18 protein-coding genes are annotated in these 12867 nt (G+C 68.6%); 5 read left to right on the top strand and 13 right to left on the bottom strand.

The genetic code is table 11. From position 1 onward, the window contains the following. The 12 genes from HMPREF0058_RS00605 to HMPREF0058_RS00545 all read right to left on the bottom strand — a co-directional run. A partial coding sequence (locus HMPREF0058_RS00605) for a virulence-associated E family protein (protein WP_006547701.1) occupies positions 1 to 2346 on the bottom strand: 2346 nt, incomplete at its 3' end. A gap of 6 nt (positions 2347 to 2352) precedes the next feature. Continuing rightward, positions 2353 to 4308, bottom strand: coding sequence for a DNA polymerase (locus HMPREF0058_RS00600; RefSeq protein ID WP_006547700.1), 1956 nt, complete (start codon positions 4306 to 4308; stop codon positions 2353 to 2355). An 87-nt stretch (positions 4309 to 4395) separates the two neighbouring features. Next, entirely contained in the window at positions 4396 to 4941 is a 546-nt protein-coding gene (locus HMPREF0058_RS00595) for a DUF2815 family protein (RefSeq protein WP_006547699.1), read from the bottom strand. A gap of 2 nt (positions 4942 to 4943) precedes the next feature. Further along, positions 4944 to 6056 carry a DUF2800 domain-containing protein gene (locus tag HMPREF0058_RS00590; RefSeq protein ID WP_040319457.1) on the bottom strand — a complete coding sequence of 371 codons (1113 nt, stop codon included), beginning with the start codon at positions 6054 to 6056 and terminating at the stop codon, positions 4944 to 4946. Beyond that, positions 6049 to 6357 carry a hypothetical protein gene (locus HMPREF0058_RS00585; protein ID WP_006547697.1) on the bottom strand — a complete coding sequence of 103 codons (309 nt, stop codon included), beginning with the start codon at positions 6355 to 6357 and terminating at the stop codon, positions 6049 to 6051. The genes HMPREF0058_RS00590 and HMPREF0058_RS00585 overlap by 8 nt, the downstream gene beginning before the upstream one ends. Further along, positions 6354 to 7016 (bottom strand): hypothetical protein, encoded by a 663-nt coding sequence (locus HMPREF0058_RS00580; RefSeq protein ID WP_006547696.1) that lies wholly within the window; start codon positions 7014 to 7016, stop codon positions 6354 to 6356. The genes HMPREF0058_RS00585 and HMPREF0058_RS00580 overlap by 4 nt, the downstream gene beginning before the upstream one ends. After that, positions 7013 to 7204 (bottom strand): hypothetical protein, encoded by a 192-nt coding sequence (locus HMPREF0058_RS00575; RefSeq protein ID WP_006547695.1) that lies wholly within the window; start codon positions 7202 to 7204, stop codon positions 7013 to 7015. The genes HMPREF0058_RS00580 and HMPREF0058_RS00575 overlap by 4 nt, the downstream gene beginning before the upstream one ends. Then, positions 7204 to 7386: a hypothetical protein gene (locus tag HMPREF0058_RS00570; protein ID WP_006547694.1), complete on the bottom strand. Its 183-nt coding sequence runs from the start codon at positions 7384 to 7386 to the stop codon at positions 7204 to 7206. The genes HMPREF0058_RS00575 and HMPREF0058_RS00570 overlap by 1 nt, the downstream gene beginning before the upstream one ends. Then, entirely contained in the window at positions 7383 to 8051 is a 669-nt protein-coding gene (locus HMPREF0058_RS00565; protein WP_006547693.1) for a pentapeptide repeat-containing protein, read from the bottom strand. The genes HMPREF0058_RS00570 and HMPREF0058_RS00565 overlap by 4 nt, the downstream gene beginning before the upstream one ends. After that, positions 8048 to 8449 (bottom strand): DUF7432 family protein, encoded by a 402-nt coding sequence (locus tag HMPREF0058_RS00560; RefSeq protein ID WP_006547692.1) that lies wholly within the window; start codon positions 8447 to 8449, stop codon positions 8048 to 8050. Before HMPREF0058_RS00560 ends, HMPREF0058_RS00565 begins: the two co-directional genes overlap by 4 nt. A gap of 193 nt (positions 8450 to 8642) precedes the next feature. Then, positions 8643 to 8900: a helix-turn-helix domain-containing protein gene (locus HMPREF0058_RS13445; RefSeq protein WP_081449123.1), complete on the bottom strand. Its 258-nt coding sequence runs from the start codon at positions 8898 to 8900 to the stop codon at positions 8643 to 8645. Between the two features lie 456 nt (positions 8901 to 9356). Further along, complete coding sequence (locus tag HMPREF0058_RS00545) at positions 9357 to 10145, bottom strand: phage antirepressor (protein WP_006547688.1); 789 nt, start codon at positions 10143 to 10145, stop codon at positions 9357 to 9359. A 151-nt stretch (positions 10146 to 10296) separates the two neighbouring features. Between HMPREF0058_RS00545 and HMPREF0058_RS00540 the strand changes: the two genes are divergently transcribed. Continuing rightward, the gene (locus HMPREF0058_RS00540; protein ID WP_040319456.1) at positions 10297 to 10824 is read left to right on the top strand and encodes a hypothetical protein; all 528 of its coding nucleotides are present in this window, start codon (positions 10297 to 10299) and stop codon (positions 10822 to 10824) included. A 72-nt stretch (positions 10825 to 10896) separates the two neighbouring features. On the opposite strand, the gene HMPREF0058_RS12220 is transcribed toward HMPREF0058_RS00540, so the two are convergent. Further along, positions 10897 to 11154: a helix-turn-helix domain-containing protein gene (locus tag HMPREF0058_RS12220; RefSeq protein WP_141560437.1), complete on the bottom strand. Its 258-nt coding sequence runs from the start codon at positions 11152 to 11154 to the stop codon at positions 10897 to 10899. A gap of 95 nt (positions 11155 to 11249) precedes the next feature. Here HMPREF0058_RS12220 and HMPREF0058_RS00535 point away from each other — a divergent pair, with 95 nt between their 5' ends. The 4 genes from HMPREF0058_RS00535 (at position 11250) to HMPREF0058_RS00520 (ending at position 12714) form a co-directional block, all read left to right on the top strand. Continuing rightward, positions 11250 to 11642 carry a helix-turn-helix domain-containing protein gene (locus HMPREF0058_RS00535; RefSeq protein ID WP_006547687.1) on the top strand — a complete coding sequence of 131 codons (393 nt, stop codon included), beginning with the start codon at positions 11250 to 11252 and terminating at the stop codon, positions 11640 to 11642. Between the two features lie 64 nt (positions 11643 to 11706). Further along, positions 11707 to 11907 (top strand): hypothetical protein, encoded by a 201-nt coding sequence (locus tag HMPREF0058_RS00530; RefSeq protein WP_006547686.1) that lies wholly within the window; start codon positions 11707 to 11709, stop codon positions 11905 to 11907. Position 11908: 1 nt separating this feature from the next. After that, positions 11909 to 12283 carry a helix-turn-helix domain-containing protein gene (locus tag HMPREF0058_RS00525; protein WP_006547685.1) on the top strand — a complete coding sequence of 125 codons (375 nt, stop codon included), beginning with the start codon at positions 11909 to 11911 and terminating at the stop codon, positions 12281 to 12283. A gap of 41 nt (positions 12284 to 12324) precedes the next feature. Beyond that, positions 12325 to 12714 (top strand): hypothetical protein, encoded by a 390-nt coding sequence (locus HMPREF0058_RS00520; RefSeq protein WP_141560436.1) that lies wholly within the window; start codon positions 12325 to 12327, stop codon positions 12712 to 12714. Positions 12715 to 12867: the final 153 nt, after the last annotated feature.

Genomic DNA, 12867 nt, shown 5'->3' with positions numbered 1-12867 from the left:
GGACGGCTTCACGAACACCTTCTGCCTTCCGTAGGGCCCTCTCCTGGCTGGGTGCCGAGCCGCCTCCCACCCCAGCTTCTTCAGGGCGTTGGAGATCCAGTACGAGTCGCGGCGGGTCAGGTCGCCCTGCTGCTTGCCCAGGCACTCGCACCACACCTCGGCCACGCTCACGCGGGTGCGCTCAACGGTCTGGCGCTCGGCGAAGTCGGGGGCGATCCCCAGGTACCAGCCGCGCCGGTCGCTGGCGCCCAGCGCGCTCCAGTCCGAGGTGATCGGGGCCTCCAGGTACTCGGAGATCAGCCCGAGCCTCTCGTCGACCTCGATGGCCGCGCGCTGGCGCTCCTCGGCGATGCGGGCGACCTCCCCGGTCAGGTGCAGCTTCTCCCCCGCCTTCTCGTATCTCAGCGCCTCGGCCCAGATCTGCTCGACCTCGTTCTCGGACAGGTCCCAGGGCTTGCGCTCGCACTCGCCGGTGACCATCACGGGCCACATGCGGCGGTTGCCCGCGGGGTCAGTGAGGAAGCCATCCTCAGCGTTGGTGGTGCCGAAGAAGACGCATTGGCGCGGGTGGTGGGCCACCCGGCGCTCGTAGGCTCCGCGGTAGACGTCGTCCTGGCGCGAGAGGAAGGAGCGCAGGGCCTCGGTGTCGGCCTTGCGCATCCCGGCGAGCTCTCCGAACTCGTGGATCCAGAAGCCCTGCAGCTTCTCGGCGGCTGTCTTGTCCCTCGTGTCGGCCAGCGACAGGGAGTCGTTGAACCAATCGCCCGCCAATCTCGCCACGAGGGTGGACTTGCCGATGCCCTGCGGGCCCGCGAGCACGAGCATGGTGTCGAACTTGACCCCGGGGCGCTTGACCCTCCTGATGGCCGCGCACAGCAGCTTGCGGGTGACGGCGCGGGTGTAGTCGTCGTCCGGCGCGCCGAGAGTGTCCACCAGGAGCGTGTCGACGCGCGCCGCGCCGTCCCATTCGGGCAGGGAGCGCAGGTAGTCGCGCACGGGGTGGAAGCGCCGCTCGTCGGCGACGACGGCCAGAGCGTTACGCAGGTCCCGCTCGGCGAAGCGCGCATAACGGCTCTCGACGTAGCTGGCCAGGTAGGCGTCGTCGACGTCGCGCCAGGGGCCGGCTGGGCGGGCCCAGGGCAGGATGTCGCGCACGGCGATGGCGCCCCACAGCTCGTCGTAGGCGATGCCCTTCAGGTTCGGGTCCGCGCGCAGGAGCCTCTCCAGGTTGGGCAGGGTGGGGCGCAGGCGTCCGCTCTTGTCGGTGTCCAGGTCGAGGCCGCTCATCCACTCACCGCTGTCGCCGGTGACGTCCTCGAACTCGGCCGCGATGTCGGCCAGCTGCTGCTCGCGCACCTCGGGCAGGTCCGCGGCCCAGGCCTCCATGGCCTTGAACGAGGGCGTGCGGCCTCCGGTGTCCTCGCTGCCCTTGTCCTCGTCTCCGAAGCGGTGGAGGCGCACCAGGTCGAAGGCGTTGCACAGCTGCCCGCCTGCGGGGTCGGATCCGTGGTGGGAGTAGGCGAACAGGCCGTCGTCGTAGATGACGAGGCCGCCGGTGGCCTGGCCGGGGGTGTAGGTGTAGCGCGTGTCGTCGACCCGCTCGTAGGCGGGGATGAACTTCTCGATGGCCTCGGGGACGGTGTAGGCGCGGCAGAACGCGCCTACGATGCCGCCCTTGTCCCGGGGGTCGGCCTGGCGGTCGCCGCTGTGCCCGGCGTGGGCGCCCAGCTCGCGCGAGGACGTGGGCCAGGTGCTGGCGTCCGTCCAGTCCTCGTAGGAGGCCAGGACCTCGTCGGGGTCGAGGACCGCTCCCTCGTAGTGCTGATGCACGTACTCCCCGTCGGCGCTGGTGGACGGCCAGTACATGAGCCGGTGGGGCTCGTAGGTGGAGTCGTCGAAGGCGTCCATGCCCACCCATGAGGCGACCCGGCGCGCGATCGGCACGTACTCCTCGGCGCTGACCTCCCTCGCCAGTGGCACGACCAGGCGCACGCGAGGCTGGGCGGGGCTGTGCTTATGGGTGGTGTAGGCGATGGCCTCGACGTCGATGGCCTCGGCCAGGGTCAGCCAGATGTCGGGTCGGGCGAAGTCGATGTCCAGGGCGAGCGCGGAGCGGGAGAGCACGTTGCCCTTCTTGCGCCGCCCGTCGGCCAGGTGCCCGGCGACGAAGCCACCGACGTCCTTGACGTCGCTCTGCTCGGCCGCACTCATCGCCATGTACTGCTCGTGCGTCTCGCTGGTGCGGTGCGTGGTGCGCGTGCGCTCGACCAGGTCGTCCCACTCGATGACGTCGTTGCGCCAGTGCTTGGAGGTGCGCCTGGGGGCGGTGGAGATCTTCAGCTGCATGTCTCATCAGCCCTTCCGGTAGTAGGTCGACTCGAAGCCCTCGGCCGCCAGTGGCAGCCCGTCGGCCCATGGCGGGGCCTGCGACATGAGGGCGCACAGCTCCTCCACCGACCCGCGGCCCTCGGGGACCTCAGTGACGACCTCGTCGTGGATGTGCATGACGACCGGGTAGCCGCTGCGCTCCAGGCGGGCGATGGCGTGGGCGAGGATGTCTCGGGCGGTGGCCTGGACAATGTTCTCGGTGAGCTTGCCGCCGTAGGTCTCGATTCGGCCCCACTTGCGGTTGACCCCGACGCCCATGTGGGTGATGGACTCGCCCCCGAAGCGGTTCTCGCCGATGCGCGGGGAGGGGTAGACGAGTGGACGGCCGGAGGGCAGGGTGATGATGAGCGCGCCCTTGTCGTGGGCCAGGCGTATGCGCCCCACGGCGCGCGCTCCGCCGTCCTTGATGACGGCGATGGCGGCGGCGTTGATGTCCCACCACAGCTGCGCGATCTTCGGGTTGGCGGCGCGCCAGGCCGCGACGATGTCGGCCATCTCATCTTCGCTCAGCCCCAGCTTCTCGCCGCCCATGGTCTTGAGGGCTCCCACGCCGCCCTGGTAGCCGCAGGCGAGCACGGCGACCTTGGCCCGCTGGCGCAGGGGCGAGTGCTTCTCGACGACTTGGCGGAACATGCGGGTGCCGGTCTCGCAGTAGATGTCCCCGCCCGCCTCGAACAGGTCGAGCACCCATTGCTCACCGGCCAGCCAGGCGATGGTGCGCGCCTCGATGGCGGAGTAGTCGGCGACGAGGAAGCGGCTGCCGGGCTCGGCGACGAAGGCGGCGCGGATGAGCTCGGACAGGACTTGCGGGGCCGAGCCCCACAGGGTCTCGAGCATGTCGGCGTGGCCGGTGCGCACGAGGTCGGCGGCTGCCTCCAGGTCGCTGATGGACTGGCGCGGCAGGTTCTGGACCTGGACGAGCCTGCCCGCCCAGCGTCCGGTGCGTCCGGCGCCCATGAACTGCAGGAGGCCGTGGGCGCGCCCGTCGGGGCAGCGGCAGGCGAGCATGCGCTCGTACTTCTTGACCGAGGACTTGGCCATCTCCTGGCGCAGGGCGAGGACCTCGGCGACGTCGCCTTCGAGGGCGCCTTCGAGGGCGGCGGCGACGTCGGCCTTGGCGAGTGAGTCGATCTGAAGGCCCTGGGAGCGCAGCCAGGCGAGCAGCTGCGTGACGGAGGCGGGGTTGTCCACTCTGGTCAGCTCCCGCATCCGCTCAAGCGCGCTGGCGCGTCCGGTGTTGTCGGCGTCGACGGCGGCGGTGGCCAGGTCGGCGTCGATGCGCACGCCGCGGTCGTTGATGCGCTGGTCGTCCCAGTAGTTGTCCCACTCCCGGGCGGGCATGGGCATGGCGTGCAGCCGCTTGGTGATGGCGAGCTCGACCTCGACGTCGCGCTTGCAGTAGGCCTTGAACGTCTCCCAGTCGTCGGGGGCGTGCTCGGGCAGGTTTCGCTCTCGTCCGCCGTTGGCCTTCGTGGGCTTGGCGGGCAGGGAGAAGTAGCGGATGAGGTTCTTGCCCTCGCCCATCTTCTCCGTCTCCAGGTGCAGAGCCTTGGCCACGCCGGCCAGGTCGAGGGGGACCCCGGCGAAGGAGGCCCACACCATCGAGCATCTCCAGCCCTCGGGGTCCAGGCGGTGCCCGAGGTGGGCTGACAGGCACACGCGCTCGAAGGCGGCGTTGAAGGCGCTCTTGACCACGCCGGGGTCTTCGAGGGCGTCGAGGACGTCCCCGGGGATCTGCTCGCCGCGGGCCAGGTCCACGATCTGCACCTCTCCCCCGTCGACGGCGTAGGCGAACAGCAGGATCTCGAAGGACTCGTCGGCCGCGTACCGGTAGACGCCCACCGAGGGCAGGCTCGCCTTCGAGAAGGTTTCGATGTCGATGCTCAACGTGCGCATAACGCTCCACTTCAGGGTCTTCATGTTTCGCGCCCGCCCGGGGCTTGCACCCGGGTGCCTGCTGGTCGGGCCAGCCGATGGGGGTCCGTTCCGTTACCCCATCGGCATTGGTCAGGACAGGAAGTCGGCCGCGCCGTCGTCGACGACGGCGAACTCGCTCTCGGCCTTGACCCCGCCTCCGCCCAGGCGCTCGCCGTCGCGCAGCTTCTGGATGTTGCCCAGCCCGCAGGCCACACCACGGTTGCCGTTCACGTTGAAGACGTACAGCTCAACGGTGACGTTGGCGTAGCAGCCGGAGTAGACCTCCTCGCGGTCCAGGATCGGATGCACTTCGGCGTCGACGATGCCGGGGCGGGTCTTGGAGCTGGCGTTGAGGAACATGGCGTCGGCGTAGGCGGCGTCGTCGCGGTCGGTGTCGCCGTCGCGCAGCGGGAGCTTGAGCGATCCGCGCGGGGGAACCTTCCCGCCGAACTTGCCGGGGCCCTCGGACTTGAGAACCTCGTCGATGGCCTTCTCCACCATCTGGATCATGGTGGTGTCCGCCTTGGGGATGATGAGCGAGGCCGAGTACTTCGGCTCGCCGCCGTTGACGGACTTGGGCTCCCACACGTGGGCGTAGGACAGGCGGACGTTGCGGAGCATGATGCGCTTGGACATGGTCAGTTCTCCTTCGTGAACTCGGATTGCGGTGTAACGGGTTCCCACGCGGGGCGCGGGTCGGAGGCGGCCACCAGCAGCGGCACGCCCTCGGTCTTGGTGACGAGATCGCCGAGGACCTCGGCGAACCTCTTGCGGCCCATCGCCTTCTCGATGGCCGACAGCGGCAGCGGGCGCGTCTCGCGCGAGACGTAGCCGGCCTTCTCTGCCGCGTCGGCGGCGGCCTCGGCGTCGGTGAAGGCGCGCCGGCCCCGTCCGGCGACGAGCTTGAGCCCGGGCACACCCTCGCCCGCCGTGAGCGCCGCCGTGGCGTGCTCCTCGACGTCCTTGACCCAGGCGGCGAGCCGTCGCCCGCGCGTGATGACGTCGGCGAGCTCTTCGGGCGTGAGCGCAGGTGCCGGAGCCATCTCGCGGCGGGCCAGGGCCAGGTTCTCCTCGGCTCGGGCCCGGCAGATGGCCTTGGCCCGGCACCAGCGGCACCAGTCCCCGGCGCGGAAGACGCCGGTGCCGTCCAGCGCCGCCTTCGCAGCAGGGGCGACGACGGTGCGCCCCCACTCCTCCAGGTCCGTCCGGCTCATCTCGGCCGTGGACACGGCGTCCAGACGCGGCTGGACGATCGTCATGCGCACGGTCTCGACGTCGTAGAGCGGCTCGAAAGCGGCGAGCGCGCCCAGCGCGTACAGCCGCAGCTGAGGGTTGCCCTCGGCCTCGACCCGCACTCCGCGCCCGTACTTCAGGTCGACGACGTGCAGCACCGGCTCGGAGACGATGACCGCGTCGGCCGTGCCGAAGCCGCCGGGGATGATGCGGCCCAGGTCGAGGTGCTGCTCGACGGCGACCGTTCCGTGCAGCTCCTGGGCGATGGTCTTGACGAGGTCGACGTAGGCGTCGGTCGCCTCGTCCATCTCCGGCTCCGGGTCGTCGGAGGACGGCGGCTCCTCGTGACCGAGCCAGGCGCGCAGCTTGGCCTCAGCCATGGCGTGGGCGCGCGTGCCCTCCTTGGCGGCTTCGCTGGTGGGAGGGACGGGCATCGTCGCCTCAAGCGCCGAGGCCGCTGTGCACCGTAGCCATCGGTGGGCTCCTGAGGGCCCCAGGACGGCGTGCTGGTCAGGCACGGCCGATCGCCTCCAGCAGCGCCGCGTACTGGGACTCCTCCAGCTCCGAGAGCTTGGAGACCCCGAGGGAGGAGAGCGCAGCCTTGACGTCGGCCGAGCGCCCGGCCTTGACGAAGTCGGACAGCTGCTCGCGCACGGACTCCAAGGTGAGCGGAGGCAGGCGCTCTGGATCGGGTTCGGTCTTCTCCTCAGCCTCGGGCTCGGGTGCTCGCGCCTCCTCCACGGGCTCGTCCGCGGGCTCGATCGCGTCGGCGAGCGCTCTCAGCGCCCCGGCGATCTCCTGGAGCTTCTGCGGTGTCACGACATCTTTCCTTCCGTGTTGTCGTGCTTGGCGGGGATGTCGCCGCGGACGGGGGCCGCGATGGCGCGCAGCTCGTCTCCCCGGCCGCTCCACAGGGCCAGCTGCCACCTGCCGCGCTTGGGCTCGCGGATCCAGGCCGTGTTGATCCCGACGACGGCGGTGGGGCTCGTCCCGCTGGCGTTGGGCACGCACAGGACCCGGGTCAGGGCCGAGACCGCGCGCAACGGGAACTTGACCTCCGGCGGCTCCGGCTCGGTCTTGGCCGGCGGCTCCCAGTCCTCGGCGATCGGCCTCATGAGGACCGGATAGGCCTGCACGAGGCGGCCGTGGCCACGCCCGGCGATCTCCGGCTCGGTCAGCGGCTCCAGGACGTCGGTGCTCGCCTTGCGGCCGGCCCAGGCCTCCAGGTCGTCGCGCTCGTACATCCCCGGCTCCAGGAGCCCCTCGGCGCTGTAGGGGCGCAGGTGCCGGGTGATCCCGGCCACGGCGACCAGGGCCGAGACGCCCAGCGCCTTGTCGTCGCTGAAGGCCTGCAGTCGGCCGTCCTCGGTCAGGACGACGGCCCTGATGCGCGTGTCATCCTCCTGCCTCTTGTGGTGCAGCGACTTGGCCGCCTTGATCACTGAGGCGATCGCTCGCCGGTCCACGCGGATGCTCATGCCGCCTCACCTCCCTCGTAGGGGTCGTTGTCGTACAGGTCTTCATCCCGCTCGTCGCGGTGCTGCTCGTAGGCGCGGTCGGCGTCGTCCCAGTAGGCGGCCTCGTGCTCGGCGTCCTCCGCCTCGATCTCATCCCGGCGCGCCCAGTCATCCGCGGCGTTGAGGTAATACAGGTCCTCGGCGTGCATCAGCGCTCACCCGCCTTCTGCTCGGCGAGCCATGCCCGCTCACGCCGCGCTCGACGCCGATCACGCCAGTCCTGCCAGCCGCACACCGCCCACACCAGCGGGATGAGCAGGGCCATGACCGGCAGCGTGAGGAGATAGATCAGAGAGGCGAGTGCGGTCTCGATAGCGCGGCGCGCGCTCATGCCGCATCGCCCCAGCCGGTCACGTGGGCGCCGCGGTTGAAGAAGTCCTCCTCGGCGTACTCGTCGATGTCCGCGCCGCGCAGGTCCGCGCCGCGCAGGTCCGCGTCTGTCAGCTCGGCGTCTGTCAGGTCCGCGCCGCGCAGATCGGAACTCTGCAGGCTGGCGCCGTGCAGGTCCGCACCCTCCAGATCGGCGTCGCGCAGGTCCGCGCCCGCCAGATCGGCGCCGCGCATGTCCGTGTAAGGCAGCCAGGTGCCGCGCAGATCTGCTCCGCGCAGATCCGCACCTCGCATGTCCGAGTCGACGAGGTTGGCGTTCCTCAGTTCGGCGCGCGGCAGGATGCTTCGGCGCAGGTCCGCGCCGGCCATGTCCGCGTCGCGGGCGTACACCTGCGTGAGGGCCGCTCGTGTTAGGACCGCGCGGGTCAGGACCGTGCGGCGCAGGGTGGCCCCGCGCAGGTCCGCGTCTGTCAGATCCGCGGTGGACAGTGTCGACCAGGACAGGTCGGCCCCGTCCAGGTTTGCGCCGCGCAGGTCTGCGTCGGTCAGGTCCAGCTCCCGCAGGTTCAGGTTGGACAGGTCCGTGTCCCGAAGGTCAGGCGCCTGCCCGAGCCGGTGGGCCCTCAGGACGATGGTGATGACGTCGTCTCTGGTCATGGCGCTCATGCCGTCTCACCGCCCTTCGCGGCGTCCAGGGCGTCCCAGTCGATCGGGTCCAGGCCCTCAGCCCTGGCGTGCCCGTCCACGTGGTGCCGGCGCCACGCGTCCAGGACCTCACCAGCAGCAGCACGCTCATACAGGCCCTGCCGCCAGTCCCAGTTGCACTGCGCCTCACTCAGGGTCTCGCGCATCTCCCTCGGTGACCTCCGGCGCACGTAGGCGACGTGATCGTCGTCCACTGCCTGCGCCGAGAGCCATGTCGACTCTTCCAGCAGGTCGTAGATCTGCGCCAGCCCTCGCAGCGCGTCGCCGTCGATGTGCAGCAGGTCCACTGAGCAGACGGTGACGACCGGCGTGAAACGCTCGGACTCTGGCAGGTGTTCAATGGTTTCTGGGCGGCTCATCGGTGAGCCCCTTTCTGTGAGTCGTAGTCAGTAGATGAGTGAGTGGATTCAGTCGTGGGGAGGTCGGCCAGCCACATCACGGCCAAGCCCGCCCCCATCCCCACCAGGCAGGCCGGGTTAGACACCCCGCCCAGGACGGCGGCCAGGCACCCAGCCAGACCAGCCAGCAGGAAGATTGAGAGCCCGATGAGCTTCATGCGGACCTCCGGCGGCCACGCCGAGCCCGCGGGCTACGCGGCTGCAACTTCGCCGGGTCGTCAGGCACCGGCGCCAGGTGCCGGCGCCCGTACGCCTCCAGCGCGGACTCCGGGATCCGCCACCGCCCGTGCTCGCTACCGGCACGGAAAGCACCTGGGATACGACCGGACCGGCAGTGTCGCAGGACCGTGTAGACGGACAGGCCCATCAGGTCGGCGACCTGGGCTGTGGAGTAGGCGCGCTCGACACTCATGACGCACCCCCCGCCTGGCAGCGGCGGCACGAGCCCGTCAGCTCCTGCAGGTGGCAGCCGCTGGTGGGGGCCTCCTCGGTAGGCTCGTCGGCACCACTACCTGACGACGGCGTCACAGCACCCTGCTCGACGCCACCTACCGAGGAGGAGCTCATGGGGGAGGACGGGCCGGTCGTCGTCCCGCTCGACGGTCGACCCGCGAAGGACTGAACGCTGTCGGCCTCGATGTCGACCGAGTTCACGTAGAGCTCGGTGCTCAACCTCATGAGCCCGTCTTCGTCGACAGAGACCTCGATGCTGACGTCGTCGGGCACGAGGAGACTGTCACCGGATGGTGTGCGCAGACTGAACGTCATCGCCGCCCCTCCTTCCTGTGTCGTGGGGTGTGGCGGGGTGTGGTCAGTGCCCGCCACAGGGCAGCCAGGGGCGTCGACGGCAGGGCGTGAGACGGGGCGGTCATGCGGCGGCCTCCTCGGTGGTGAAGCGGCCGTCCAGGAAGCGGGACACGAAGTACTCCTGCCCCTTGCCGGTGACCTTCGGGGTGCGTGAGACAGTCACGTGGCCGTCGGAGTGGGTGATCGCGGTCTCCTTGACCCAGAACAGGCCCATCTCCTGGGCGCGCTGGGTCGGCATGTTGCGGTCGGTGCCCTTGCGGGCGATCAGGAACCCGTTGCGACGCATCCACTCGAACAGGCGGTTGGCGCCGATCTCGACGCCGTTCTGGCGCAGGAGCTTGGCGAGGTCGCCGATCAGGATGGTGGAGTGGGATGCGGCGACGGCGTCAGCGAAGATGACCTTGGGGCGGTCCGCCTCCGCCTGCGCCTGGAGTGCCTGCCTGGCCTCGCGCTCGGTCTTGAGGGCGGTGAGGGTGGCGATCATGGTGTCGGGGTCTTGGAGCATGGCCTCGACGGTGTCCGGGGTGGCGTAGACGCCGTGGCGGCGGATCGCGGGCAGGACCTCGTGAGTCACCCAGCGCTTGAAGGCCTTAGCCTCGGGCTTACGGCTGCGCAGGATGAGGGAGTACAGGCCGGCCTCGGAGACGATCGCTAGGTTCTGGGTGCCGCCAGGGGTGTCCATACTGTGTACCCCCTTCTCGTCCTCGTCGAGGAGGGCAAGAGATGAACGAGGGTTGCTCAAGCCGAGGGCTTCGCACACGTCGTTGGCGACGAACCACGGCTCCCCAGCACTGTCCTGTAGAGCCCTGAAATTGGTACCCTCGTAATCGAAGGGGATTACTTCACTCATGATGTTTCCTTTCCGCCCTCACCTGCTGGATTCAGGTGGGGGCACTTTTCTTGTGTCTGTCGGTCAGCGCGAGCTGGGCAGGTACCCATCTCGGATGAGGGACTTCTGCGGCTGAGGACTGCCTTGCCTAGAAGGGCATAGAGTCGGTGTCGTGAACCTGTCTGACGTTGCCGTGACCACTTCGATCGCCGTCGGCGTCTCTTCCCTGATTTCGATGACCTGGCGCCTTATCGACAGGTCTGACGCAGACTGGGTTCCTGAGCGTTCATCGAGTCTCACGTTCCGTGAGATGGGCGGGCAGGGCGCCGCAGCGGTCCGCACGCTCCTGCGCTTCCTCCAGGCGGGAGACGGCACTGCCTTCCAGGTCTCGATCGAGGCGCATGGAGAAGGCGTGAGTGCGGTGTTTAACAAGCCACATCGCCTATCGATGATTGCGCTTGCTAAGCCAGGAGATTCGGTCGTAGTAGAGATCGTGTGTCCGTACGACCGCGTTGTGTGGGAGCAGTCGTCAATCACGCTGCGGTGGGTACGTCCACCGACATGGCGGAAGAACTTGCTGTGGGGATGGGGGCGGCACGGCTCGCAAAGCTGGAAGATTGCTGACATTGCCCGCCCCGGTATGACGTTCTCGGATGCCGCGGACACTAGGACCACCCCAGAAGGCGACCAAGCCCCATAATCAGAAGACCGGCGACTGTGCCTGCCACTGCCGCACAGATTGTCGCGATGAGTACCAAGGGGAGAAGATCTCTCATGCCGGCACCGCCTCGGCGACAGCAGGCGTCTCGTAGACGGTGGTGAGATCGCGAGCTGAGACGCCTAGGTGGGCTGCGATCTGCTTAATCTCTCGGACGCTGAACGGTGAAGCTCCGCCTGAGTTGAATCGGCGCTTGAGGGTCGTGTACGGGATGCCGGTCGCGTCCGATACCGCTTTGGCACTGAGTCCGGCGACATCAATTGCCTTTGCGATGTTGTCTGCGACAGCGGCTGCATATGTCGTGCTGTCCATGTGGATGACACTACTCTCCAAATGGAGAGTGAGCAACTCTGTTTGGGGTCCACTTGGGGTTGACGTCTGCCGCTTTTGGTCCCTACACTCTCCATATGGACATGAACGAGGCGACTGCTAAGGCCATCGCCGCAGAGCGAGCCATCGCCGGAATTACTGTCAGGGAACTGGCCAAGAGGTCAGGCATCCCGGAGTCATCGCTGAATCGCGTCCTTGGAGCGCAGCGCGACATCAAGGTGAATCAGATTCACAAGCTTGCGGAAGTGCTCGGTGTCTACCCGCACGAGATCATCGAGCATGCCGAGAACTTGATGGACCGCGAGCAGTCACGTCGACCCACCCCCGCCCCCGCCGACGACGCCGTCGTCGTCACCTTCCCGGCCGCCCCGCCCGACGAGGACGATGAGGATGAGCCGACCGAGAGGGACTATCACCAGATGGCCGCCCTCGACCCCGGCTACCCGCCGGACGCTGAGAATGAGCAGTGACCCAAACCCAAACGATCTACCCCCCCCCTAGACAATTGGCGTCTAGGGGGGTAGATTATTCGTTATGAAGCGCAGAGACCTAGAGAAGGCCCTCCGGCAGATCGCCAAGGAACACGGCCTGACTCTCACTCTCAAAGAGGGCGGCAACCACACCAAAGCCATCGTCGGCACATGGCAAGAGCCGCTCCCGCGCCACCGCGAGATCGCCGAGAACCTCGCCCACAAGATCATCAAGCGCTGCCAGGACGCTCAGGAGGAGAACTGACATGGACACCATCAACGCCACCGTCACACGAGACGGCAAGTGGTGGGTCGCCGACTTCACCGTCGACGGCCACGAGTACGGAACTCAGGCGCGCCGGCTCGGGGACATCGCCGCAGAGGTAGCCGACGCCGCCGCCCTCATGACCGACCGCGACCCGTCCGACTACACCGTCACAATCACCGCCGCCGATCCACAGTGGGCAGCCCTGGTCGAGGACTACCAGAGCGCCACAGCCGACCTAGCCCGCGCGCAGGACGCGGCCAGGGACGCATCACGTGCTGCCGTCACCGCCCTGCGGGCGCAAGGTCTCACAGGACGGGACGTCGCCGCCCTCATGGGAATCTCACCGCAGCGCATCTCTCAGATCGTGGCCTAGCGCCAGAATTCCTGTCGGTGGCCGCCGCTACCGTCCACCGCGTGACCGCCGCCTCCCTGACCGCCCTGCTCCTGGTCTGCGAGTACCAGGGCATCGCCGTGCGCTGGGACCACCTCCCCGGCGACATGTGGGGCGTCTACTCACACCGCGACCGCACCATCACCCTCCGCGCCGGGATGAGCCAGGGGCAGGAGGTCGCCGCCCTCCTGCACGAGATGGAGCACGCCCGCCGAGGCGATGACGGCCACCAGCCCCGGGCGGTGGAGCGGCGCATCGATGAGACCGTCTCCCACCAGCTCATCACCGCCGAGGAGTACGCCCGCGCAGAGGCCGTCACCGGGGCCAGGGACTCGGGCGCCATCGCCGCCGAGATGGGGCTGCCCAGGTGGGTGGTGTCCGCGTACCGGCGCACCCTCAGACGGGCCCGGTAGGGCTGTAGCGGTTGCTACAGTTAAACCCCAAAAACGCCCTTTTTCACCCCTGTCGCGGCCCCGCCGAAAGGAGGGCCTAGACCGACGTAAACACTAGTGATTGCAACGGTTTCCCGTCTGTGCGACACTGGTGCCGCACCACTAGGCGAGGAC

The organism is Actinomyces urogenitalis DSM 15434 (assembly GCF_000159035.1).
In the GTDB taxonomy this organism is placed as follows: Bacteria; Actinomycetota; Actinomycetes; order Actinomycetales; family Actinomycetaceae; genus Actinomyces; species Actinomyces urogenitalis.
The sequence above is the reverse complement of the archived record's forward strand: the minus strand, read 5'-3'. Positions and strand labels throughout refer to the sequence as shown.